Below are 22,945 nucleotides of genomic sequence, written 5' to 3'. Positions count from 1 at the left end.
GGTGATGCTGGTAAGGGTGGTGGTCCTGCTGCGCCGGCGCCGCCGGGCTAGCCGCGATGCTGCGCCAGCGTCTCGCGCGCGATGATCAGCTTCTGCACTTCGGTGGCGCCTTCGTAGATGCGCAGCGAGCGGATCTCGCGGTACAGGCTCTCCACGCGCGTGCCGACCTTGACGCCGAGCCCGCCGAACATCTGCACGGCGCGGTCGATCACCTGCTGCGCGTTCTCGGTGGCAACCATCTTGGCCATCGCCGCCTCGCGCGTGGTGCGCACGCCGGCCACGTCGCGCAGCCAGGCCGCGCGGTAGGTCAGCAGCGCCGCCGAGTCGATCGCGGTGGCCATGTCGCCGAGCGCGGCCTGCGTGAGCTGCAGGTCGGCCAGCACGCCGCCGAACATCGGGCGCGAGGTGGCGCGCGCCAGCGCTTCGTCCAGTGCGGCGCGGCCGAAGCCGAGCGACGCGGCGGCCACCGAGGCGCGGAAGATATCCAGCGTCATCATCGCCACCTTGAAGCCCTGCCCCGCTTCGCCCAGGCGCGCGCCGGCGGGCACGCGGCAGTTCTCGARGCGCAGCGTGGCCAGCGGGTGCGGCGCCATCACGTCGATGCGCTCGGCGATGCTCAGCCCGGGCGTGCCGGCATCCACCACGAAGGCGGAGATGCCGCGCGCGCCGGGCGCCTCGCCGGTGCGCGCGAACACGCAGTAGAAATCGGCAATGCCGCCGTTGGAGATCCAGGTCTTGACGCCGTCGAGCACGTAGTCGTCGCCGTCGCGCACGGCGCGGCACTGCATGGCCGCCACGTCCGATCCCGCATCCGGCTCGGACAGCGCAAAGGCCGCGATCGCCTCGCCGCGCGCCACGCGCGGCAGGTAGCGCTCGCGCACGGCCTCGCTGCCGGCCAGCGAAATGGCGCCGCTGCCCAGGCCCTGCATGGCGAAGGCGAAGTCGGCCAGGCCATCGTGGCGCGCGAGCGTTTCGCGCAGCAGGCACAGCGAGCGCGAATCGAGCTTGTCGAGCGCGCCGCCGTAGGCGGCCGGCACGCAGTAGCGCAGCCAGCCGGCCGCGCCGAGCTGGCGCACCAGCGCGCGGCAGGCGGCATCGGTATCGCTGTGGTCGACGGCCAGCGAAGCCGTGGCCCAGGCGTCGAGGCGCTGCTCCAGTTCGCGGTGCGCGTCATCGAAGAACGGCAGGGCGAGATAACTCTTGTCGGACATGGCGTTGGCCTTCCTCTTTCTTGGGGTCTGCTTTGCGTGTGGTTTCAGTCGCCTTCGAACACCGGGCGCGTCTTGGCCACGAAGGCATCGTAGGCGCGGCGGAAGTCCCTGGTCTGCATGCAGATGGCCTGCGCCTCGGCCTCGGCCTCGATGGCTTCGTCCAGGCCCATATTCCATTCCTGGTGCAGCAGCTTCTTGGTCACGCCGTGGGCGAAGGTGGGGCCGGCGGCGATCTGCGCGGCCAGCGCCTGCGCGTCGGCCAGCAGCGTTTCCGGCGCATGCAGCACGTTGAAGAAGCCCCATTGCAGCCCCTCCTGGGCGTTCATGGCGCGGCCGGTGTAGAGCAGTTCGCTGGCGCGGCCCTGGCCGATCACGCGCGGCAGCAGCGAACACGCGCCCATGTCGGCGCCGGCCAGGCCCACCCGCACGAACAGGAAGGCGGTCTTGGCCTGCGCCGTGCCCAGYCGCATGTCGGAGGCCAGCGCCATCATCGCGCCGGCGCCGGCGCAAATGCCGTCGACGGCGCTGACGATCGGCTGCGGACAGGCGCGCATGGCCTTGATCAGGTCGCCGGTCATGCGCGTGAACTCCAGCAGCTCGGGCATGGTCATGCGCGTGAGCGGGCCGATGATCTCGTGCACATCGCCGCCCGAGCAGAAATTGCCGCCGGCGCCGGTGACCACCACGGACTTGATGTCGGTGGCGTAGCACAGGCCGCGGAACAGGTCGCGCAGCTCGGCGTAGGAATCGAAGGTCAGCGGGTTCTTGCGCTCCGGGCGGTTCAGCGTCACGGTGCCGACCTTGCCGTCGGCCGAGACCGACCACAGGAAATGTTTGGGCTGGTAGCCGGCGAAGCTGCGCTTGTGGTGGCGCATGTCCAGTGCGATTTCGCTCATCTCGTTTCTCGCTTGCAGGGATTCGTTGGATTGCGTTGTGTGCTTGCGTCTCGCCGCGCGGGGCTCAGCCGGCCATGACTTCGCCGCCGGCCACCGGGATCGACTGTCCGGTGATGGCGCTGGCCGACGGCTGGCACAGCCATGCCACCGCATCCGCCACTTCCTCGGGCTGCACCAGGCGCCCCTGCGGATTGCCCTTGGCCAGATCGGCGCGGGCCTGCGCCTCGCTACGGCCGGTCTTGCGCACGATATTGGCCACCGCGTCACGCACGATGTCGGTCTCGGTGTAGCCCGGGCAGACCGCGTTGACGGTCACGCCGCTGCTGGCGGTCTCGAGCGCCAGCGCCCGCGTCATGCCGATCACGCCGTGCTTGGCCGCGCAATAGGCGCTGACATAGCCATAGCCAGCCAGGCCGGCGGTGCTGGCCACGTTGACGATGCGGCCCCAGCCGTTCTCCAGCATGCCGGGCAGCGCCGCCTGCGTGCACAGGAAGGTGCCGGTCAGGTTGACTTCGAGCATGCCTTGCCACAGCGCCAGGTCGGTCTTCATGAAGGGCGCGCTGCGCGCCTGCCCGGCGTTGTTGACGAGCACGTCGATGCGCCCCGCCCTCTGCGCGGCCGCGGCAAACGCCGCCGACACGCTGTCGGCGCTGGAGATATCCGCGCTGACCGTGCCGAGCACGGCCGGCGGCACCACCGCATCGGCCAGCGCATCGGCGGTGGCGGCCAGCGTGGCCGCGTCGCGACCGAGCAGGGTGACGCTGGCGCCGTGCGCCAGCAGGCGCCGCGCGATGGCGGCGCCGATGCCGCGACCGCCGCCGGTGACCAGGGCGTGCCGGCCCTGCAGGGAATGCTGTGCACCCATGTTCAAAGACCCTCCGCCTGGCGCGCATGCAGCGCCTCTTGTCTTGCCTGTTGCTGCGCCATCTGCGCCGCACGTTCCAGATTGGTCTCGAGCTGGCGCTTGCCGGCCTGGTATTGCTTCGGCCAGGCCAGTTCGCGATGCCCGATCCGCGCGGCCTCGTGGATGGTCCAGGCCGGGTCCGCCAGGTGCGGACGCGCGATCGCGCACAGGTCCGCGCGGCCGGCAGCGATGATGCTGTCGACGTGGTCGGCCTCGAAGATCGCGCCCACGGCGATGGTGGCGATGCCGGCCTCGTTGCGGATGCGGTCGGCGAACGGTGTCTGGTACATGCGCCCATACACCGGTGCCTGGTCCGGGCTCACCTGGCCCGACGAGCAATCGATCATGTCCGCGCCGGCGGCCTTGAAGGCGCGCGCGATCTCGATTGCATCGTCGGGCGTGATGCCGCCCTCGACCCAGTCATGCGCCGAGATGCGCACCGACATGGGCCAGGTAGCCGTGCGCGCAATGCAGCTCGAGCCAGTCGAAGCCGGCCTCGGCGGCGCGCCGCGCGGCGGCCGTGAAATCGTCGCGCACGCGGTCCATGTCGGCGCGCGTCATTTCGCGCGGCACCTGCGAGATGCCGGGCATATAGGGCAGCGCCGAGGCCGACAGCAGTGGCCAGTTACCGTTGTCCAGCGGGTAGTCCATCTGCTCCCAGCCGAGCTGTGTCGAGCCCTTGCGCCCCGCGTGGCCGATCTGCATGGCAATGCGCGCATCGCTGTTGGCGTGCACGAAGTCCACGATGCGGCGCCACGCGTCGCGCTGCGTGTCATTCCACAAGCCCGGGCAAGCCGGGGTGATGCGCGCGTCCGGCGAGGTACAGGTCATCTCCGCCACCACCATGCCGGCGCCGCCGAGCGCGCGCGCGCCCAGGTGGGTCAGGTGGAAATCGCCGGGTACGCCGTCCTCGCAGGAATACATGGCCATCGGCGATACCACCACGCGGTTCTTCAGCGTGACGTCGCGCACGCGGAACGGCGTGAACATCGGCGGCACGGCGCGCGCGCCGGCTTGCGGCGCGGCCGTCTGCGCCCCCGCCACGTCGGCCGCGGCCTGGCTTGCCAGCCAGCGCTCGAAATCGTCCACATAGCCCGCATCGCGCACGCGCAGGTTCTCGTGCGAGATGCGCTGCGAGCGCGTCAGCAGCGAATAGGCAAACTGGTCGGGCGCCATGCCGGCATAGCGCGCCACGTTCTCGAACCATTCGGTTGAGTTGCGCGCGGCATTCTGGATCTTCAGCACTTCCACGCTGCGGCTGGCCTGGTAGCGCTCCAGCGCCTGCGGCAGCACGTCGGCGCCGCCGGCGCCCGCATCGCGGATATTGTTGGCCAGCTCGATGGCGTCTTCCAGCGCCAGCTTGGTGCCCGAGCCGATCGAGAAATGCGCCGTGTGCGCGGCATCCCCCATCAGGACCACCGGCACGCGACGGCCGTCGGCAAGCGTGTTCCAGTGCACCCAGGTATGGCAGATCACGCGCGGGAAGCGGATCCAGCTGGCGGAGCCGCGCAGGTGGGTGGCGTTGCTGATCAGGCGGTTGCCGTCCAGGTAGCGCGCGAACAGGCGCTCGCAATACGCCACGCCCTCTTCCTGGCTCATCTGCTCGATCCCTGCCGCGCGCCACACCGGCTCGGGCGCTTCCACGATGAAGGTGGAGGTATGGTCGTCGAAGCGGTAGGCATGGGCCTGGAACCAGCCGTGCTCGGTCTTCTCGAAGGCAAAGGTGAAGGCGTCGAACAGCTTGTGCGTGCCGAGCCAGACAAAGCGGCACCGGCGCGTATCGATATCGGGCCGGAAGGTGTCGGCGTAGCGCCCGCGCACACGGCTGTTGATGCCGTCGGAGGCGATCACCAGGTCTGCCTGGTATTGCTGCGCAAGTGCCTGGTCATCCGCGACGTCGGTCTCGAACACCAGGTGCACGCCGAGTTCCTCGCAGCGCGCCTGCAGGATATTGAGCAAGCGCTTGCGGCCGATGCCGATGAAGCCGTGGCCACCGGAGCGGATGGTGCGCCCGCCGATATGGACGTCGATATCGTCCCAGTGGTTGAAGGCCTCGTCGATCTGGCGCGCGCTGACCGGGTCGGCGACCTTGAGGTTGTCCATGGTGGCATCCGAGAACACCACGCCCCAGCCGAAGGTGTCGTAGGGGCGGTTGCGCTCCACCACGTAGACCTCGTTGGCGGGGTCCTGCAGCTTCATCAGCAGGCCGAAGTACAGGCCCGAAGGGCCACCGCCGATACACAACACTCGCATCTTTCGTCTCCAGCGCGCCGGTGCCGCCGCGGCGCAAGCCAGCGGCACGGACAGCATATTTCGGCGCATGCGATGCGCGGCTGCGCATCTAGATCATGCTTAAATATTTTATGCTTAAAATATTAGTCCGCATGGCGGCGGCTGGCAAGCACAATCTCTGCGGCGGCGCAGCGGCGGCCCCGCCAGCCGGGGCCGCCGCCCTTCTTCTCCTCAGCCCTGCATCGCCGCCCGCAACTGGGCCAGCGCGGTCGGGTCCTCGATGGTGGTGAGGTCGCCCGGGTCGCGGCCCTCCGCCACGGCCTGCATGGCGCGCCGCAGCAGCTTGCCCGAGCGGGTCTTGGGCAGCGCGTTGACGAAGAACACCCGCGCCGGTCGCGCCACCGCGCCGAGCTGGCGGTCCACGGTCTTCATCACGTCGCCTTCCAGCGCCAGGCGGTCGGCCTGGGTAGCGGTGCGGCCCGCGTCGCGCGCAATGACGAAGGCCATCGCCACCTGGCCCTTGAGCGCATCCTGCACGCCCACGACCGCCACTTCGGCCACGGCCGGATGTGACGAAATACTCTCTTCGATCTCGCGTGTGCCGAGCCGGTGGCCAGCCACGTTGATCACGTCGTCGGTGCGGCCAAGGATGAAGATGTAGCCATCCTCGTCCTGCACGCCCCAGTCGAACGTGGAGTAGCAGCGGCGGCCCGGCACGCCGCTCCAGTAAGTCCGGACGAAGCGCTCGTCGTCGCCCCACACGGTGCTCAGGCATCCGGGCGGCAGCGGCCCGTCGATGGCGAGCACACCCTTCTGGCCCCGCGGGCACTCGGCGCCGGTGGCTTCGTCGACGATCTTCAGGTCGTAGCCGTACACCGGCACGCCGGGCGAGCCCAGCTTGGCCGGCAGCGGATCGATGCCGCGCTGGATCGCGATGATCGGCCAGCCGGTCTCGGTCTGCCAGTAGTTGTCCACCACCGGCTTGCCGATGCCCTGCTGGATCCAGCTCGCGGTGGGCTCGTCGAGCGGCTCGCCGGCCAGGAACAGCAGGCGCAGGCCGGACAGGTCGTAGCGCGTGAGCCAGGCGGGATCCTGCTTCTTGAGCACGCGGATCGCGGTGGGCGCGCTGAACATCAGGTTCACGCGGTACTGCTCCACCAGCTGCCAGAGGATGCCGCCGTCCGGGTACACCGGCGTGCCTTCGTACAGCAGCGTGGTCATGCCGGCCAGCAGCGGGCCGTAGACGATATAGCTGTGCCCCACCACCCAGCCGATATCGGAACTGGAGAACATGGTGTCACCAGGCTTGCCGCAGAAGATGTACTCCATCGACGTGGCCAGCGCCACGGCGTGGCCGCCGGTATCGCGCTGCACGCCCTTGGGCTTGCCGGTGGTGCCCGAGGTGTAGAGCACGTAGGACGGCTCGCTCGATTCCAGCCACGTACACGGCACCCGCGCCGCGCCCACGCGTTCGCGCCAGGCAGCGTAGTCTTCGTCGCGGCCGGCGACCAGCGTCATCGGGGCGAGCCGGCGGTCCACCATCAGCACGCGTTCCGGCTTGTAGGCGGCCAGTTGCAGGGCCTCGTCGAGCAGCGGCTTGTAGGGCACCACCTTGCCCGCGCGCGAGCCGGCATCGGCGCTGATCACCACGCGCGGCTGCGCGTCGTCGATGCGCGCGGCCAGGCTGACCGAAGCGAAGCCGCCGAACACCACCGAATGGATGGCGCCGATGCGCACGCAGGCCAGCATGGCGAACGCCGCCTCGGGAATCATCGGCATGTAGATCAGCACGCGATCGCCGCGGGCCACGCCCATCTGCTGCAGGATCGCCGCCATGCGGTTGACCTCGTCGTGCAGCTCCGCGTAGCTGTAGCTGCGGTGCTCGCCGGTCTCGGTGGACACGTAGACCAGCGCCGGCTGGCCGGCCCGCTCCGCCAGGTGGCGGTCCACGGCGTTGTGGCAGAGATTGGTGCGCCCGCCGGCGAACCAGCGGGTGAATGGCGCGCGGCTGTCGTCCAGCACCGTATCGAACGGCGTTTCCCATTCGATGCGGCGGGCCTGCTCGGCCCAGAAACCTGCGGGATCGCTCAAGGACCGGGCGTGCAGGGCACGGGTTGCCGTCATGGCTTGTCTCCTCCGCTTTGTCGCGGGTTGTCTGATTTCTGTGCCGGCAGCCGCTGGCCATCTCCGGATACCGGTGACGGGTCACCAGGCGCTGCCTGCCATTAGTTTGCCACCACCGGCGGCGCTTGCAGTCTGGCCACGCCGCCTTACGCAAGACTTACCGCGCGCCGCGCCGAAAAACAAAAAGGGCGTGCCAGCGGCACGCCCTTGATCCAGCACAAACCCGCGCCGTGCGATCAGTGCGCGCGCGCCTTGCCGGAGGCCTTGCCAGCCGCCTTGGTGCTGGCCTTGGCCGACGCCACCGCGGGCGCCGCCCTGGACGACGAGGCCCTGGCGGGCGCCTTGGCCGCCGCGGCTGCGCCCTTGCGCGGCGCGGCTTCCACCGTGACGCGCTGGCGCGCGCCATGGCCCCCGGCCGCGGCGTGCGCCGGCTCGGCGTGTACCGGCACCAGCGCGGACGCCGTCGACGGTTCGGCCGGTGCGCTGGCGAAGCGGCTGCGCGCCGGCACCATCAGCACCAGGCTCTGCCCCGACACCAGCTTGGTGCCGGACAGCTTGTTCCAGGACTGCACCTGGCCCTGCGACACGCCATAGCGGTGCGCCACCGACGCCACCGTATCGCGCCGCCCGGCGCGCACCACGATGCGGCGCGCATCCGGCACATCAGGCTCCACGGCCATCATCGCGCTGTCGGCCAGCGTGGCGCTGATGTCCTGGTTATGCTCGCCGGAACGCGGCACCACCACCGTCGAGCCGGCCTTTAGCCGCATGCCCTTGGGAATGCGGTTGATGTCGCGGATGGTGTCGGCATCGATATTGAGCCGCGCCGCCAGCGCTTCGATGCGCTCGCGGTTGTCCACCGTCACCGCGGTCCAGCTCGACAGGCCGCCCCGGTAGGTGTTCAGGTTGTACTGGAAGCGCTCGGCGTTATCGAACGGCAGCAGGATTTGCGGATTGGCCGCGCCGAGGATCACCGGCCGGTTGAAGGACGGGTTGAGCGCCTTGAATTCGTCGAGCGGCAGGTTGGCCAGCTTGGCGGCCAGCGTGACGTCGATATCGCGCGAGGTGGTCACCGTGACGAAATACGGGTGATCCGGGATGTCCGGCAACTTGACCCCGTACATCTGCGGATTGGCGATGATGTTCTTGACCGCCTGCAGCTTGGGCACGTAGTAGCGCGTCTCGTTGGGCATGTTCAGGCTGGCATAGTCGGTCGGCAACCCGCGCGCCTGGTTGCGCGCGATCGCGCGCGAGACCGCGCCCTCGCCCCAGTTGTAGGCGGCCAGCGCGAGCTGCCAGTCGCCGAACATGTCGTACAGCCGCGCCAGGTAGTCCAGCGCGGCGTCGGTCGAAGCCAGCACATCGCGCCGCTCGTCGCGGAACATGTTCTGCTTCAGGTTGTAGGTCTTGCCGGTGCTCGGGATGAACTGCCACATGCCGGCGGCCTTGGCGGTCGATTCCGCCTGCGGATTGAAGGCGCTCTCCACGAACGGCAGCAGCGCCAGCTCGGTGGGCATCTTGCGCCGTTCCAGCTCCTCGACGATGTGATACAGGTAGCGGCTCGAGCGCCCCACCATCCGTTCCATATAGTCCGGCCGCTGCGCGTACCACTGCGTGCGATCGTCAACCAGCGTGCCTTCCAGGTCGGGCATGCCGAACCCGCGGCGGATGCGGTCCCAGATGTCGCTCGACGGGCCACGCAGCCAGCCCAGGCTGTCGCTGTCCACGTTGATGACGGAGGCGCTGTTGATCGAGTTGAGCGGATCGGGCTTCGAGATAGCCGGCCTGGTAGCGGAGGCGGTCGGGGTGCCGCCGTCGGCGGCTTCAGGCGGGGTTGGCGTGCTGGCGCACGCTGCAAGCAGCGCGGCACACGCAAACACCACCAGTAATCGACCAATTTTCATTAAGTTCTCAAATCGTGACGCTAAAAATTTGCCTGATGCTAAAAAAATCCGGCTTTCGCGTCAATGAAATTCTCCCGGCCGCGGCGGCTGGCCGGCGCGGCAGGTAATGTATGCGACAAGCGCCGGCAGGCATCGRCCAGCCGCGCCTGCGCACGAAATCAGCGGAAATTATCCTTCCATCCGCGCAGCGCGCCGAAGGCCGCCGCGTCGTCGCTGGCCGGACCGCCGGCGTGGGCCGCCACGGCCTGGCGCACGTCCGGCTCGCGCGAGCGCAGGAAGGGATTGACCTCGCGCTCCTGCGCCACGGTGGTCGGCACGGTCGGCGTGCCGGCCGCGCGCAGCGCTTCCACGCGCGCGTCCCAGGCGGCCAGCGCCGCATTTCCCGGCTCCACCGCGCGGGCAAAGCGGACATTGCTGCGAGTGTACTCGTGCGCGCAGTACACCCGGGTATCGCCGGGCAGCGAGGCCAGCTTGTCCAGCGACGCCAGCATCTGCGCCGGCGAGCCCTCGAACAGGCGCCCGCAGCCGCTGGCGAACAGCGTATCCCCGCAGAACACGGCGGGCCCGGCGCCCGGCAGGTCGGCCACGTAGGCGACGTGGCCGGCGGTATGGCCCGGCACGTCCAGCACGCGCAGTCGCATGGCCGGATACGCCACGTCCACCGTGTCGCCTTCGCGCACGGCCACGGTACGCCCGTCGATGCGCTCGCCGGCCGGCCCGATCACCGGCATCGGCATGCCGTCCGGCGCGCTCGGGTGCGCCGCCAGCAGCCCGGCCACGCCACCCTGGTGATCGCCATGGTGGTGGGTGATTACAATAGCGCCCAGGACCAGCCCCCTGCCGGCCAGGAAGGCCTCGACCGGCGCGGCCTCGCCSGGGTCCACCACGGCGGCGCAGTGACCGTCGTGGATTGCCCAGATATAGTTATCCTGGAATGCGGAAATCGGCTCCACCTTCAACATGCGTGCTCCTATGTCCAAGCGTCCGATTATAAGTTGGGAAGACTGGCTTGCCTCGCCACCCGGGCAGTACATGCTGCAATGGGAACAGGCACAGTACGACCGGACCGTGGCGGACATCTTCGGCTACCACGCCGTGCAGCTCGGCCTGCCCCATGTCGACACCCTGCGCGAGAACCGCATGCCGTTCTCCGCACTGGCGCTGGCGCCCGGCAGCGGCCCTCACGGCCCGCGCGCCCAGGTCGACGCGCGCCAGTTGCTGTGCCGCTTCGACGAACTGCCGTTCGCGACCCAGAGTATCGACCTCCTTACCCTGCCGCACATCCTGGAGTTTTCCGAAGACCCCCATGAAGTGCTGCGCGAGGTATCCCGCGTGCTGATGCCCGAAGGCCGCGTCGTGATCACCTGCTTCAATCCCATGAGCCTGTGGGGCGCGCGCCAGGGCCTCAAGCGGCTCGGCGCCGACCCGTTCCTGCCCAACGACAACCAGTCGATCGGCTTCGTGCGCATCAAGGACTGGCTCAAGCTGCTCGGTTTCGATATCATCCGCGGCCGCTTCGGCTGCTATTGCCCGCCGTACCGGACCGAACGCTGGCTGCAGCGCGCCGCCTTCATGGAGAAGGCCGGCGACCGCTGGTGGCCGATCTTCGGTTCCGTCTATATGATCTCTGCAGTCAAGCGCGTGCGCAATATCCGCCTGGTCGGCCCCGCCTGGAAAGCCACCAAGCCCGCGCTTTCGCCGGTCGCCGCGCCGGTGGCCACGCCCACCGGCACCCACGGCAAGGCCCCCGGCGACGAGCACTGAACGCCACCGCCTGCCCATCCAACAACCCGGCCGGCGCCCCCCGAGGCTGCCGGCCCCCAGCTGCGAATCCATGAGCAACGAAATCGAAGACGTCATCATCTATTCAGACGGCGCCTGCAAGGGCAATCCCGGCCGCGGCGGCTGGGGCGCGGTGCTGGTCGCCGGCGCCAACGAGAAGGAGCTGTTCGGCGGCGAGCAGAACACCACCAACAACCGCATGGAGATGACCGCCGTCATCGAAGCGCTGCGCGCCCTCAAGCGGCCGTGCCGCGTGGCCGTCTACACCGACTCCCAGTACGTGCAGAAAGGCATCGGCGAATGGCTGCCGGGCTGGAAGGCCCGTGGCTGGAAGACCGCCGACAAGAAACCGGTGAAGAATGCCGACCTCTGGCAGGAAATGGACAAGCTCGCCCAGGGACACGATATCTCCTGGCACTGGGTACGCGGCCACAACGGCCATCCCGGCAACGAGCGTGCCGACGCCCTCGCCAACCGCGGCGTGGCCTCCCTGCAGGGATAAGCAAGCGACAGGCGCCGCGGCCGCACGACGGCCGCCGCGCCTCACCGGTTAGAATGCCCGCCATGCGACAGATCGTTCTCGACACCGAAACCACCGGCCTCAACGCCGCCAGCGGCGACCGCCTGATTGAAATCGGCTGCGTGGAGCTGCTTAACCGCCGCCTCACGGGGCGGCACCTGCACTTCTACGTCAACCCCGAACGCGATATCGACGAAGGCGCGATCGCGGTGCACGGCATCACGGTGGACTTCCTGGCCGACAAGCCGAAGTTCGCCGAAGTCGTCCACGAGATCCGCGAGTTCGTCCAGGACGCCGAGCTGATCATCCACAACGCGCCCTTCGACCTTGGCTTCCTCGACATGGAATTCAAGCTGCTCGGGCTGCCGCCGTTCCGCGAGCACGCCGGCAGCGTGATCGACACCCTGCGCGAAGCCCGCCAGATGTTCCCCGGCAAGCGCAATTCGCTCGACGCGCTGTGCGATCGCCTCGGCGTCGGCAATTCGCACCGCACGCTGCACGGCGCACTGCTCGACGCGGAGCTGCTGGCCGAGGTCTACCTCGCCATGACGCGCGGCCAGAACTCGCTGGTGATCGACATGCTCGAAGGCGGCGGCGAGGAAAGCGGCGCGGTGGCGGCCGCCGACCTCTCCCGCCTGGCCCTGCCCGTGCTGATGGCCAGCGACGAGGAAGTCGACGCTCACCTCGGCGTGCTCAAGCAACTCGACAAGGCCAGCGGCGGCAAAGTGGTGTGGCAAGAGTCCGCGCAAGCCATCGCAGCCCCCGCCGCGCAAGCCGCGTAGGCCACGGCCCAAGCGCCGCGGCAGGCCCATGGATGCGCCGGACCACTTTTTTGAAGAAATTTCCAAGAAAGGGCTTTACAAGATACAGAGGTACCGGCATAATTTCGTTTCTCTGCAGCACGGCAGCAACAACGCAGCAGCAGGGGTGGTTAGCTCAGCGGTAGAGCACTGCCTTCACACGGCAGGGGTCACAGGTTCAATCCCTGTACCACCCACCAGAATTCGGTGAAGAACGAAGGACCTGAGGCGACAGCCCAGGTCCTTTTTTCTTTGGTGGCTCTTGATGGCACTGTGTGGCGCGTAATTGGCGCGTAATCCAGCACGCATCGCCGCCGCTTCCGTTTCCAGAAATCCCCCGCCCCGATTCAGAACTTTCCGCCTGAATCCCACCGCCGCCTCCCGTAAATCTGGAACCGTCGCGCCCAAGGCGCATATACGATGACGGTTCCCGCCATGAGAAGAATTTCACGATGGGTGAGCGCGGCCAGGTGGCTGCTGACGCTGGCGCTCGGCTTTGTCTGCGCCATCATGATCGCCGAGTTGTGGGCCGCCGCCTCCGCTCCCGCCCATGCCGACAGCGCGCAAGGTCCGTTCGCCGAATTGCGGGCCTACCGGGCCAGGGAATACTACGCGGCGGCCTGCGCGTTCGTTTTCGCCGCAGCCCTGTCCGCACTCTGGGCGCTGTGGGCCGCCAGCCGGGATCCCTGGTTGCGCTACCTTGCCGGTGCGCCCATCCTGGCGATCTGGGTACTGTCGATCCTCAATCGCGCGGGTTGAGCGGGTTGGCCGGTCGAGGCCACCCGCCACCGCACCTGCCGCTCTACAGCGCCAGCAACTCGCTTCTGGCCGGCCGGTAATCCAGCAGCCGCGACAATTCGGCCGCGGCTCCCCTCACCTGCTCCACCATGATGTCCAGTTTCTCCGGGTCGATGCGCGAGGCCGGGATGGTGGCGCCGAGCGCGGCCACCACCTTGCCGGTGCGGTCGCGCACCGGAGCGGCAATGGTGGAGATGCTGGTCTCGAAAAAGCCTTCCTGCAGGACGTAGCCCCGCTCGCGGTCGCGCTGGACCATGTCGAACAAGGCTTCCACGGTCTTGGGCGTGCTGTCGGAGAAGACTTCGAGCTGCGGCTCCGGATAGAGCACGCGCAGTTCGGCCAGCGTGAGGTCTTCGAGCAGCACGCGGCCGAGCACGGTGGCGTGCGCGGGCAGGCGCGTGCCGACGTTGACGGAGCTGGCGAACGGCGTCGGCGCGACGGACTTGGCGACATAGACGATGGAGCGGCCATCGCGCACCACCAGGTTGCAGGGATAGCTGATCTCGTCGCGCAGGCGGTCGAGCAGCGGGCGGCCGAGTTCGGTGAGTTCCAGCGAGGCGAGGTAGTCGAAGCCCAGGCGCAGTACCGCCATGCCCAGGCGAAACTCGCGGCCACCGTCGGTACGCTCGACAAAGCCCATCATCTCCAGCGTGGTGAGCAGGCGGAACACGGTGGAGCGCGGCACCTTGAGCCGGCGCGCCAGCTCGGCCGCCGACAGCGTCTTCTCGTGGCGGCTGAATTCGCCGAGCAGGCGCAGGCCGCGCTCGAGGCCCGGGACGATGTACTTGTCCTGCGGATCGGCAGGCTCGAGGGCGTCTGTCATGGTGTCGTCTGTGCGATTGGCGTGCTGTGGCATGGCGATATGGTAACGGCTTTGGCGCCGCGCCTGCTCCATGCCCGGCGCCGGGGCCACTTTGCCCGCCACGGCGCGCCAGTCGCCAGCCCCGCGCACGGAGCCGCCCGCGACACCGGCCTAGGGCTTCAGGTAGTCCCGCAACCACGCGGCACACTCGCCCGCGTGCTGCACCGGCCAGCGCACGGTGATGGTGGCGTCGGGCTGGCGCACCTCGATGCAGATGTCAGACAGCGGGCCGCGCTGCGCCGGTGCCGCGGCCGCCGCCGGCGAGAACAGGCGCGACCACCAACCGGCGCTGCCGTTGTGCGTGGCCTGCACGGCCCGGGCCGGACGCGCGGCCTGGTCCGCAGCCTGCCGTGCCGGCGCGGCCTCGGCCACCGGCACGGCGGACGTGGCCGCGGGCGCCGGCGGGACCGTGGCTGCCTGCCGTGCCGCCTGCTGTCCGGCGCCGGCCATGGCGGCCGCCGGGCTCGTCCCCTCGGCCCCCTCGGCCCCCTCAGCCGCCTCGAGCCGCGCGCAGAGATTGGCGCCGAACTCCTCCCACATCCGGTCGGCCTTGGTCTTCATCACGCTCAGGCCGAAGGTGCCGAGGCGCCCCAGCACGTCCACGCTGAGCTTGATGCGCAGCTCGGTCCCGCCGTCCGGCTGCGCGCTCAGGAACACTTCGCTGGACTGCCGCAGCGAGCTGGCCACGGAGGCGTCCTCGCCGGTGCCTTCGGTGCGCAGGTAGCCGGGCGCGCGCATCTCCACGATATTCGTCCTGAGGCGGAAGCGCGCGTTGATGAAGGCGATCTTCACCTGGATGACCGAGACGTACTCCACATCGCTGATCACATCGATCGACTGCATGCCGGGCACACAGCCGCCCATCACATTGGGATCGAGCAACAGCGCCCATACACGCGCCGGCGCTGCGCCGACGACCAGGGTTTTTTCAATTTCCACGCATCTTCTCCGCGGCGCACAGAATGGATTCGACGATGCCGACGTAACCGGTGCAGCGGCACAGGTTGCCGTTCAGGCCGGCGCGCACTTCCTCTTCTGTGGGATTGGGGTTGTGCGCCAGCATGGCGCAGGAGGTCATCAGGAATCCGGGGGTGCAGTAGCCGCACTGCAGGCCGCCGCATTCCATGAAGCTTTGCTGCAGCGGGTGCAGTTCGCCGCCGCTGGCCAGGCCCTCGACGGTGCTGACTTCGCGCCCGCGCGCATGCACGGCGAGCATCAGGCAGGACTTCACCGCTTCGCCGTCCACCAGCACGGTGCAGGCGCCGCAGATGCCGGTCTCGCAGCCGCGCTTGGTGCCGGTCAGGTTGAGGTCGTCGCGCAGCAGGTCGGAAAGCAGGCGCCGCGCGGGCGCCTCCACGCGGTGCGGCTCGCCGTTGACGCTCAGTTCGATGGTGATCTTTTTCATCAAGGCTCCTTAGTCCGTGGCCAGGCCGAACAGCGTCGCGTGGAGGCGCCGACCGTCAGGCGCGCCTCCACGCAGGTGGCGCCGGCGCGGCGCGCCAGCAGCGCCACGCTGGCCAGCGGCCGGTGCTCGGCGGCGGTGCGCAGGAAGCGTGCATAGTGGCCGTGCGCATCGGGCGCGGGCGCCGGGACACGGATCTCCGTCACCAGTTCGTCGGGCGCCAGCGCGGTGGTGTAGTAGTCCACCAGGAAATCCTCCATCTCCAGCACGCGTTCGCCGCGGCTGCCGGCGAGCACGACCTGCGCCTGCAGCGCCATCAGGCAGCCCGGCGGGTCGGTGGCGGGATCGGCGTAGCAGAGGTTGCCGCCCAGCGTGCCCTGGTTGCGCACCTGCGGGTTGGCAACCCGTGCCGCCATGCTGGCGAGCATGGGGTAATGCGCCTGCACCAGCGGTGAACGCGCGACCTGCGCGTGCAGCGCCAGCGCGCCGATGCGCAGCCCGCCGCGCGGGTCGTAGTCGATCTGGCGCAGCGCATCGAGCCGGCCGAGCGAGACCACGTGCGACGGCGTCACCATGCGCTGGCGCATGCCCAGCATCAGCGCGGTGCCACCGGCCATCACCCGGCACTGGTCGCCGAGGTCGGCCAGCATGCGGCTGGCTTCCTGCACCGAGCCGGGTTCCAGGAACTCGAAATCACGCATGGCGTGCCTCCTCTTGCCGGCGCGCGCGCAGCGCGGCCAGCACCTTCTCCGGCGTGATCGGCAGCGAGCGGATGCGCACGCCCACGGCGTCGCAGACCGCATTGGCGATGGCCGCGGCACCCGGCAGGATGGCCGTCTCGCTGGCGCCCTTGGCGCCGTACGGGCCGTTGGGATCGTTGGATTCCACCACCTCGGTGCGCAGCGCGGGCACGGCGTCGGCGGTGGGCATGTTGTAGTCGGCGAAATTGCCGTTGAGGATGCGGCCGTCTTCGACCAGCAGGTGCTCGTACAGCGTCCAGCCGATGGCCTGCACCGTGGCGCCGTGCGTCTGGCCGTGCACGGCGAGCGGGTTGATGGCCTTGCCGCAGTCGTCGGAGACAAAGCTGTCGATGACCGTGACCTGCCCGGTCTGGGTATCCACCTCCACCTCGACGGCCTGCGCCGCGAAGGAATAGGCGGGCGCGATATTGCCGTAGTAGTCGGCGTCGTGCATCACCGTGGGCGCATCGTAGGTGGCGCGCACCATCAGCCCCTCGCCGCCGTGGCGGAAGATATGCAGGCGCGCGATCTCGGCCAGCGTGGCCTGCTTGCCGGCGTTCTCGCCATCGCCCGCGCACGCGCGGATCACGCCATCGGCGATCTCCAGCCGGTCACGCGGCACGCCGAGCTTTTCCGCGGCCACTGTCAGCAGCTTGAGCCGCGCTTCGCGCGCGGCGCGCAGCACCGCGTTGCCGGAGATGATGGTCACGCGCGACGCCAGCGAACCGAGGCAGAACGGCGCGGCGTCGGTGTCCGGCGCGGCCACGGTGACGTGCGCCAGGGGAATGCCCAGCTCCTGCGCGCAGATCTGGCTGAGCATGGTGTTGGCGCCCTGCCCCATGTCGCACTCGCTGGTCAGCAGCAGCACGCGGCCGTCCTCGTTGACCTTGAGCAAGATGGTGGAGCCGTCCCAGTTACCCAGCGTGCGGTTGCCGCTGACATGCATGGCCGCGGCGATGCCGAGCCCGCGCCGGCGCGGGCCGGTCTGCGCCGCGGCGGCGGCGCGGCGCGCGTCCCACCGGATCGCCTCGCGGGTCTGCTCCAGGCATTCGGCCAGGCCGCTGCTGCCGATCTTCCAGCCGTGCACGCTGGTATCGCCGGTACGGATGGCGTTGCGCTTGTGCACTTCGAAGGGATCCATGCCGAGCATGTCCGCCAGCACCGCAAGGTGACTGTTCAGCGGGAACAGCATCTGCTGCCCGCCGAAGCCGCGGAACGCGCCGCGCGGCTGCGTATTGGTGTAGGCCAGCACCGCATCGGAGCGCACGTTCTCCACCCGGTGCATATTGTCGCTGCGCATCGCGCTCACGTGCATCACGTCGCCGGCCAGTCCCGCGTAGGCGCCGCATTCCGCCGTGATGCGCACGTGCTTGGCGACGATCATCCCCTGTGCGTCGAGCCCCATCTTCAGCCATACCCGGGCCGGCACGCTCGAGCGCGCGCCGAGGAAATCTTCCAGGCGGCTGTTGACGAAGCGCACCGGCCGCTCCAGCCGGCTCGCCAGCAGCGCCGCGATCAGGCTGTTGTTCTCCTCCACGATCTTGGCGCCGAAACCGCCGCCGGTGACGGCCTGGATCACGCGGATGGTCGAGACCGGGCGGTCGAGCGCCTCGGCCAGCCGCGCGCGCGCCAGGAACACCGACTGCGTCGACGCCCACACCGTCAGGCGGCCGTTGCCATCCTGCGCCGCCACGGTGGCCATCGGCTCCAGGTAGCCGGGATATTGCGACTGCATGTCGTAGGTAGCCTCATGGACCACCGCGGCCCTGGCAAAGCCGGCCTCGATATCGCCGCGCTCGATATGCATCTCGTGCGCGATATTGCGGGTGCCCTGGTGCAGTTCGGGCGCGCCCTCGGCAAGCGCTGCGTCGGGCGTGAGGATGGCAGGCAGCTCTTCGTACTCCACGCGGATCAGGTCCAGCGCGTCGCGCGCGGTTTCCTCGTCGACCGCGGCGAGCGCCACAACCTCCTCACCCACGTAGCGCACCACGCCCGCGGCCAGGATGCGCTGCTCCTTGCGGTGCGGCCCCCACAGGCGCTTCGGCGTATCCGCGCCGGTCAGCACCAGCTTCACACCCGGCAGCGCGCGCGCCGCCGCGGTGTCGATGCGCACGATGCGCGCGTGCGGATGCGGGCTGCGCAGCACCTTGGCGTGCAGCATGCCGGCCTGCTTGATGTCGCCTGCATACACGGCCCTGCCCTGCACCTTTTCCCGCGCTGTCACCTGCGGCGTGGAGGTTCCCACTGTCGACGTACTCATGCCGACCTCCCTGATCTGAAATCCGAACAAAACGATGCGTGCACCGGCGCGCGCCTGCCGCCGGTGCGCACCGCCCGGGGGCAATCACTCGGCGGTGATGCCGAAATCCCTGATGACCTTGCCCAGCCGCTCGTAGTCGGAGGCGTTGACCTTCTCCAGCACGCCGGGCGCGCCGCCCACCGGCACCGCGCCGAAGGTGGCCATCTTCTCGGCGATGTCCGGCATCTTCACGATCTCATTGAGCTGATCGTTGAGCTGCCGGACGATGTCCGCCGGCGTGCCCCTGGGCGCCATCACGCCATGCCATGCGCCCACCACCACGTCCTTGTAGCCGAGCTCGGCAAGCGTCGGCACGTTCGGCAGCAGCGCAGAGCGCTTCGGATCGGTCACGGCCAGCGCGACCAGCTTGCCGGTGTTGATGTATTGCGCCACCGGGCCCAGCGTGACGTAGGCAAAGTTGACGTGCCCCGCCACCACGTCGTTGACCGCCGGCGCCACGCCGCGGTACGGCACGTGCTGGATCCTCACCCCGGCGGCGTGGTTGACCCACTCGCCCGCGATATGCATGGGCGAGCCGGCGCCGGGGCTCGCGTAGGTCAGCGGCTTGCCGGCCCTGGCCGCGGCCACCATCTCCTGCACGGTCTTGATGCCGGCGCCCGGATACGCCACCAGCAGCACGGTCTGCGTACCGGTCTGKATGACCGGGGTAAAGCCGTGCAGCGCGTCGTAGCTGGATGCGGGCGGCAGCTTCAGCACCATCGGCGCGGTGGTGAACGGGTTGGGCGTGAACAGCAGCGTATAGCCGTCGGCCGGCGCGCGCGCGACCATGGCGTTGCCCACCACGCCGCCCGCGCCCGGCTTGTTCTCCACGATGACCGGCTGCTTGAGTCGCACCGACAGCTTCTCGGCATACATCCGCGCCATGGAATCGGTATCACCGCCTGGTGGATAGGCCACCACGATCGTGACCGGCTTGACGGGATAGGCGGCCTGCGCGAGCGGGCCGCCCCCCAGGGCGACAAAGGGCAGCGCAGCGATGGCCGCGGCAAGGATGTGACGTCGGGCAGGTTTCATCTATGGCTCCTGTGGGGGCGCTCCAGGTCCGCGTCGAGTGGCCGCGGGGAGACAGGTTGGGGTCGGCGGACGATGGGAACGCCTTCGCTTTTGCGTTTTATTGGTGAAACATAGATTTACATCAGGAACATACACAACATCGTAGAATACGTTTGTTGATGACTCAACTTACGCTAAACCCCAATTGACACACGCGCGTTTACTTATGTTTATTTCGTCGCGAAATCGACCGCGAAGACGTGGCGCAAGCGCGTCATGAGACAATCAGCCTCCACATCACATGCCGCCATGCGGCACATCCCGAACGACATGGATCCCATCAAGCGCGAAGCCGGCCACGCGGAGGACGCCGCCGCGCGTGCCCGCACTGATTGCCCGTGGGCCGAGCTGGACGAGAACGGCAGCGGCCTGGTCGTCGACGACTTCCTGACCACCATGCTGAGCCAGCTGGTCAACGCCCTGCGGCGCACCGTAACCCTGCCCTACGCGGAAAAATTCGAATTGAGCGTGCCGGAATGGCGCGTGCTGGCGCTGCTGGCGCATGCGCGGCCGCTGCCGTTTGCCGAGCTCGTGCTGCAGTCCACCTCGGACAAGGCGCTGGTCAGCCGCACGTTGCGGCTGCTGGAAGGCCGCGGGCTGGTGCAACTGGATTCGGAGGGCAATACGCCGCGCAAGAAGCTGATCTGCAGCATCACGCCGGCGGGGCTGGCATTGCACGAGCAGGTGATGCCGCTGGCCAGGAAGAGCCAGGCGGAGGTGATACGGCTGCTGGAGCCGGGAGAACGCCGGGCGATGTACCAGGCGCTGAGAAAGCTGCACGGGCTGTGCGTGACGCCGCGCCAGGCAGGCGGCGACGGCAGCGGCGGCGAAGGCGAATAGCGCGGGCGCACAGGGCGCCCGCCGGGCCGCCGGAGCCGGGGCCGCCCCCCGGCCTCAGGCCTCCAGTTGCTCCAGCACCTTGCCCTTGGTCTCGATGCCGAGGAAGTGAATGGTCAGCGCCGCCGCGAACGGGACCAGCGCCAGCGCGTAGAAGGCGCTGCTAAGGTCGCCGGTGCCGATGGTGTTGGCGATCAGCGTGGGCGCGAAGATCGCGGCCAGCTTCAGCCACGCGCCGCCCAGGCCGCAGCCCATGGCGCGCACGCTGGTGGGATACAGCTCCGGCGTGTACACGTAGGCGGTGATGAAGCCGCTGGCCAGGAAGCCGAGCGACAGCGCGCATAGCGTGGCCACCACGTACACCGACTCGGCGTGGAACACACCCGCCAGCGCCAGCGACAACGCGCATAGCACGAACGACACATTGATCACCGGCTTGCGGCCAACCTTGTCGACCACCATCGCGCATACCAGCGAGCCGACCACGCCAAGCACCGATGCGCCCGCCGCCAGGTTCAGCGCCAGCTGCAGCGGCGCGTGATAGACCGTCTTGTAGATGGTCGGCAGCCATGTCGACAGGCCGTACTGGATAAAGCCGCAGGTGGCCCACAGCATCCACACCGCCAGCGTGCGGCCGATATAGGCCTTGCCCAGCAGGTCGCGCACGCCGCGGCGCGGGTGCTTGTGCGTCAGCGCGTCATAGGCGGCCACATCGCCCAGCGGCGGCAGCGGCCCGCGGGCCCGGGCCTCGAAGGCGGCCAGCGCCTGGTCGGCTTCGGCCAGGCGGCCCTTCTCCGCCAGCCAGCGCGGCGACTCCGGGATCGCGCGGCGCAGGATGAAGAACAGGACGATGGGCGCGCCGCCGATGAAATACATCACGGTCCAGCCGAAGCGCGGCACCAGCCAGGCGCCGGCCACGTTGGAGATCAGCAGGCCGATCGGGAACACCACTTCGTAGAGCAGCACGAAGCGCCCGCGGCCGTGCGCGCGCGTGACCTCGTTGATATAGGTGGCGGCCACCGGCAGCTCGCCACCCAGGCCAAGGCCCTGCACGATGCGCAGCAAGGCGAAGATCTCGAACGACGGCGCGAAGCCGCAGGCGATGCTCATCAGCCCGATGATGCCCGCACTCCAGCCGATCGAGCGCAGGCGGCCGAAGCGCTCCGCCAGCGCGGGAAACAGCAGCGCGCCGACCAGCTGCCCCACCGACGGCGCCGCGATCAGGAAGCCGATCTGGCCCGGCGTGAGCGACCATGCGGAGATCAGCAGTGGCAGCGTGGCGGCGATCGCGATCACGTCGAAGCCGTCGAAAAACGTGGCCAGTCCGATCAGCAGCCGCGCGCGGATATGCATGCCGTTGCCGGGCATGCGCTCGATGCGCGCGATGATCTCGCCGTGGGTCGCGGTGCGCGCRCCGCCGTCAGCGGCGACGGTGGTGGCCKGGAATGGGGTGCCCTGTGCGCCGGCATTGGCCGGCGCAGCCTCTTGTCTCTGGATCAACACGGTGTTTCTCTTCAAAAGTGTCCGAGGCAGGCAGCCGCCTCGCGCTGGCGCCGCAGGCGCCGCCGGGCGCGCCGCGTTGCGCGGCGCGCGGGCCATCTTATAAGTCCAGGACCAGGCGCCGGCCCTTGCAGCCGGACACGCACACCATCATGGTCTTGTTCGAATCACGCTCGCCCTTGCTCAGCACGCTGTCGCGATGCTCGGGAATGCCGTCGATCACGCGCGTCTCGCACGAACCGCACACACCTTCCCTGCAGCTGTGCTCGACGGCGATGCCGGCTTCGAGCAATGCATCCAGCAGCGACTTGCCCGCAGGCACCGTCAGCTCGCCGCCGGTGGCGGCCAGCGTCACGGTGTACTCGCCTTCCTGCACCGCCGCCACCGAGGGGTCCGCGGCAAAGCGTTCGATATGCACTTCGGTGTAGCCATGGCCGGCGCAGGCAGCCTCGAACCCATTGAGCATCGCGCCCGGGCCGCAGCAGTAGAAATGCGTGGAGGCCGCCTGTCCGGCCAGCAGCGCAGGCAGGTCCGGCGGGCAGCCGGCCTCGTCGTCGAAGTGCATGCGCACCGCGTCGCCATAGGCAGCCAGCTCATCGGCAAAGGCCGCCTCGGCCCGCGAGCGCGCGCAGTAGTACAGCGTGAAGGGCCGGCCAAGCTGGTGCAGGCGCCGCGCCATGCAGACGATCGGCGTCACGCCGATGCCGCCGGCCACCAGCACGCTGTGCGGCGCGTTCTCTTCGAGGGCGAAGTGGTTGCGCGGCGCCGCCACGGCCAGCGTGGTCCCCACGCGCAACTGCTCGTGCACATAGCGCGAGCCGCCGCGACTGGCGCGGTCGTTGAGCACGCCCACCACGTAGCGGTCGCGCACTTCCGGGGCCCCGCACAGCGAGTAGCTGCGCACCASGCCATTGCCCAGGTGCAGGTCGATATGCGCACCGGGCGCGAACGCCGGCAGCTCGCGCCCGTCAGGGTCGCGCAACTCCACGCTGACGATGCCGCGCGCCTCGAAGCGCATGGCCTGCACGCGCAGGGTCAGGGATTGGCTGGTACTCATGGC

General features: G+C 69.0%; 18 protein-coding genes, 1 tRNA gene and 2 pseudogenes. 6 read left to right on the top strand and 15 right to left on the bottom strand.

What is annotated here, in order from left to right; translation table 11 throughout:
* Positions 1 to 47: 47 nt before the first annotated feature.
* The 7 genes and pseudogenes from AC1DO7_RS21225 to gloB form a co-directional block, all read right to left on the bottom strand.
* A complete protein-coding gene (locus AC1DO7_RS21225; RefSeq protein WP_477116532.1) occupies positions 48 to 1,211 on the bottom strand; it encodes an acyl-CoA dehydrogenase family protein in 1,164 nt (387 codons plus the stop codon).
* A 44-nt stretch (positions 1,212 to 1,255) separates the two neighbouring features.
* Entirely contained in the window at positions 1,256 to 2,107 is an 852-nt protein-coding gene (locus AC1DO7_RS21220) for an enoyl-CoA hydratase family protein (RefSeq protein WP_441618253.1), read from the bottom strand.
* A gap of 64 nt (positions 2,108 to 2,171) precedes the next feature.
* Complete coding sequence (locus AC1DO7_RS21215) at positions 2,172 to 2,972, bottom strand: SDR family NAD(P)-dependent oxidoreductase (RefSeq protein ID WP_441618251.1); 801 nt, start codon at positions 2,970 to 2,972, stop codon at positions 2,172 to 2,174.
* Between the two features lie 2 nt (positions 2,973 to 2,974).
* Positions 2,975 to 5,264 (bottom strand): annotated as a pseudogene (locus AC1DO7_RS21210) (oxidoreductase).
* 210 nt (positions 5,265 to 5,474) lie between these two features.
* Entirely contained in the window at positions 5,475 to 7,403 is a 1,929-nt protein-coding gene (locus tag AC1DO7_RS21205) for a propionate--CoA ligase (RefSeq protein ID WP_441618391.1), read from the bottom strand.
* A gap of 200 nt (positions 7,404 to 7,603) precedes the next feature.
* Positions 7,604 to 9,271: a transglycosylase SLT domain-containing protein gene (locus AC1DO7_RS21200; RefSeq protein ID WP_441618247.1), complete on the bottom strand. Its 1,668-nt coding sequence runs from the start codon at positions 9,269 to 9,271 to the stop codon at positions 7,604 to 7,606.
* Between the two features lie 158 nt (positions 9,272 to 9,429).
* Positions 9,430 to 10,233, bottom strand: coding sequence for a hydroxyacylglutathione hydrolase (gloB, locus tag AC1DO7_RS21195; protein WP_441618245.1), 804 nt, complete (start codon positions 10,231 to 10,233; stop codon positions 9,430 to 9,432).
* Between the two features lie 10 nt (positions 10,234 to 10,243).
* Between gloB and AC1DO7_RS21190 the strand changes: the two genes are divergently transcribed.
* From AC1DO7_RS21190 to AC1DO7_RS21170, 5 genes are all read left to right on the top strand, one after another.
* On the top strand, positions 10,244 to 11,035 hold the full coding sequence (locus AC1DO7_RS21190) for a class I SAM-dependent methyltransferase (protein WP_441618243.1): 792 nt from the start codon (positions 10,244 to 10,246) through the stop codon (positions 11,033 to 11,035).
* An 82-nt stretch (positions 11,036 to 11,117) separates the two neighbouring features.
* Complete coding sequence (rnhA, locus tag AC1DO7_RS21185; RefSeq protein WP_441618389.1) at positions 11,118 to 11,555, top strand: ribonuclease HI; 438 nt, start codon at positions 11,118 to 11,120, stop codon at positions 11,553 to 11,555.
* Positions 11,556 to 11,617: 62 nt separating this feature from the next.
* Positions 11,618 to 12,355, top strand: a complete 738-nt coding sequence (dnaQ, locus tag AC1DO7_RS21180; protein ID WP_441618241.1) for a DNA polymerase III subunit epsilon — start codon at positions 11,618 to 11,620, stop codon at positions 12,353 to 12,355.
* 143 nt (positions 12,356 to 12,498) lie between these two features.
* Positions 12,499 to 12,573, top strand: a tRNA-Val gene (locus tag AC1DO7_RS21175).
* 235 nt (positions 12,574 to 12,808) lie between these two features.
* Positions 12,809 to 13,132, top strand: a complete 324-nt coding sequence (locus AC1DO7_RS21170) for a hypothetical protein (RefSeq protein ID WP_441618239.1) — start codon at positions 12,809 to 12,811, stop codon at positions 13,130 to 13,132.
* Between the two features lie 43 nt (positions 13,133 to 13,175).
* Here the strand turns inward: AC1DO7_RS21170 and AC1DO7_RS21165 are convergent, their stop codons facing one another.
* From AC1DO7_RS21165 to AC1DO7_RS21140, 6 genes and pseudogenes are all read right to left on the bottom strand, one after another.
* Positions 13,176 to 13,994 carry an IclR family transcriptional regulator gene (locus AC1DO7_RS21165; RefSeq protein ID WP_441618237.1) on the bottom strand — a complete coding sequence of 273 codons (819 nt, stop codon included), beginning with the start codon at positions 13,992 to 13,994 and terminating at the stop codon, positions 13,176 to 13,178.
* Between the two features lie 150 nt (positions 13,995 to 14,144).
* On the bottom strand, positions 14,145 to 14,972 hold the full coding sequence (locus tag AC1DO7_RS21160; RefSeq protein ID WP_441618235.1) for an SRPBCC family protein: 828 nt from the start codon (positions 14,970 to 14,972) through the stop codon (positions 14,145 to 14,147).
* Entirely contained in the window at positions 14,962 to 15,438 is a 477-nt protein-coding gene (locus AC1DO7_RS21155) for a (2Fe-2S)-binding protein (protein WP_441618233.1), read from the bottom strand. The genes AC1DO7_RS21160 and AC1DO7_RS21155 overlap by 11 nt, the downstream gene beginning before the upstream one ends.
* Before the next feature lie 38 nt (positions 15,439 to 15,476).
* Positions 15,477 to 16,136: pseudogene (locus AC1DO7_RS21150) on the bottom strand (FAD binding domain-containing protein); the annotation flags it as partial.
* Complete coding sequence (locus AC1DO7_RS21145) at positions 16,129 to 18,435, bottom strand: xanthine dehydrogenase family protein molybdopterin-binding subunit (protein ID WP_441618229.1); 2,307 nt, start codon at positions 18,433 to 18,435, stop codon at positions 16,129 to 16,131. The gene AC1DO7_RS21145 and the pseudogene AC1DO7_RS21150, both read right to left, overlap by 8 nt.
* Before the next feature lie 84 nt (positions 18,436 to 18,519).
* On the bottom strand, positions 18,520 to 19,509 hold the full coding sequence (locus AC1DO7_RS21140; RefSeq protein ID WP_441618227.1) for a Bug family tripartite tricarboxylate transporter substrate binding protein: 990 nt from the start codon (positions 19,507 to 19,509) through the stop codon (positions 18,520 to 18,522).
* A 309-nt stretch (positions 19,510 to 19,818) separates the two neighbouring features.
* On the opposite strand from AC1DO7_RS21140, the gene AC1DO7_RS21135 reads away from it, so the two are divergent.
* A complete protein-coding gene (locus AC1DO7_RS21135) occupies positions 19,819 to 20,388 on the top strand; it encodes a MarR family winged helix-turn-helix transcriptional regulator (RefSeq protein WP_441618387.1) in 570 nt (189 codons plus the stop codon).
* A 54-nt stretch (positions 20,389 to 20,442) separates the two neighbouring features.
* On the opposite strand, the gene AC1DO7_RS21130 is transcribed toward AC1DO7_RS21135, so the two are convergent.
* Both AC1DO7_RS21130 and AC1DO7_RS21125 read right to left on the bottom strand, forming a co-directional pair.
* Positions 20,443 to 21,753 (bottom strand): MFS transporter, encoded by a 1,311-nt coding sequence (locus AC1DO7_RS21130; protein ID WP_441618385.1) that lies wholly within the window; start codon positions 21,751 to 21,753, stop codon positions 20,443 to 20,445.
* Positions 21,754 to 21,985: 232 nt separating this feature from the next.
* Positions 21,986 to 22,942 carry a PDR/VanB family oxidoreductase gene (locus AC1DO7_RS21125; RefSeq protein WP_477116531.1) on the bottom strand — a complete coding sequence of 319 codons (957 nt, stop codon included), beginning with the start codon at positions 22,940 to 22,942 and terminating at the stop codon, positions 21,986 to 21,988.
* Positions 22,943 to 22,945: the final 3 nt, after the last annotated feature.

It is taken from the genome of Cupriavidus sp. 05N40, from assembly GCF_056397305.1.
The sequence above is the reverse complement of the archived record's forward strand: the minus strand, read 5'-3'. Positions and strand labels throughout refer to the sequence as shown.

What these genes read in the sequence shown, in the direction of transcription:
- AC1DO7_RS21170 (WP_441618239.1), top strand. Translation starts at nt 12,809, where the DNA reads ATGAGAAGAATTTCACGATGGGTGAGCGCGGCCAGGTGGCTGCTGACG.
- AC1DO7_RS21190 (WP_441618243.1), top strand. Translation starts at nt 10,244, where the DNA reads ATGTCCAAGCGTCCGATTATAAGTTGGGAAGACTGGCTTGCCTCGCCA.
- AC1DO7_RS21165 (WP_441618237.1), bottom strand. Translation starts at nt 13,994, where the DNA reads ATGACAGACGCCCTCGAGCCTGCCGATCCGCAGGACAAGTACATCGTC.
- AC1DO7_RS21135 (WP_441618387.1), top strand. Translation starts at nt 19,819, where the DNA reads ATGGATCCCATCAAGCGCGAAGCCGGCCACGCGGAGGACGCCGCCGCG.
- AC1DO7_RS21145 (WP_441618229.1), bottom strand. Translation starts at nt 18,435, where the DNA reads ATGAGTACGTCGACAGTGGGAACCTCCACGCCGCAGGTGACAGCGCGG.
- dnaQ (WP_441618241.1), top strand. Translation starts at nt 11,618, where the DNA reads ATGCGACAGATCGTTCTCGACACCGAAACCACCGGCCTCAACGCCGCC.
- AC1DO7_RS21130 (WP_441618385.1), bottom strand. Translation starts at nt 21,753, where the DNA reads ATGCCCGGCAACGGCATGCATATCCGCGCGCGGCTGCTGATCGGACTG.
- AC1DO7_RS21200 (WP_441618247.1), bottom strand. Translation starts at nt 9,271, where the DNA reads ATGAAAATTGGTCGATTACTGGTGGTGTTTGCGTGTGCCGCGCTGCTT.
- AC1DO7_RS21155 (WP_441618233.1), bottom strand. Translation starts at nt 15,438, where the DNA reads ATGAAAAAGATCACCATCGAACTGAGCGTCAACGGCGAGCCGCACCGC.
- AC1DO7_RS21215 (WP_441618251.1), bottom strand. Translation starts at nt 2,972, where the DNA reads ATGGGTGCACAGCATTCCCTGCAGGGCCGGCACGCCCTGGTCACCGGC.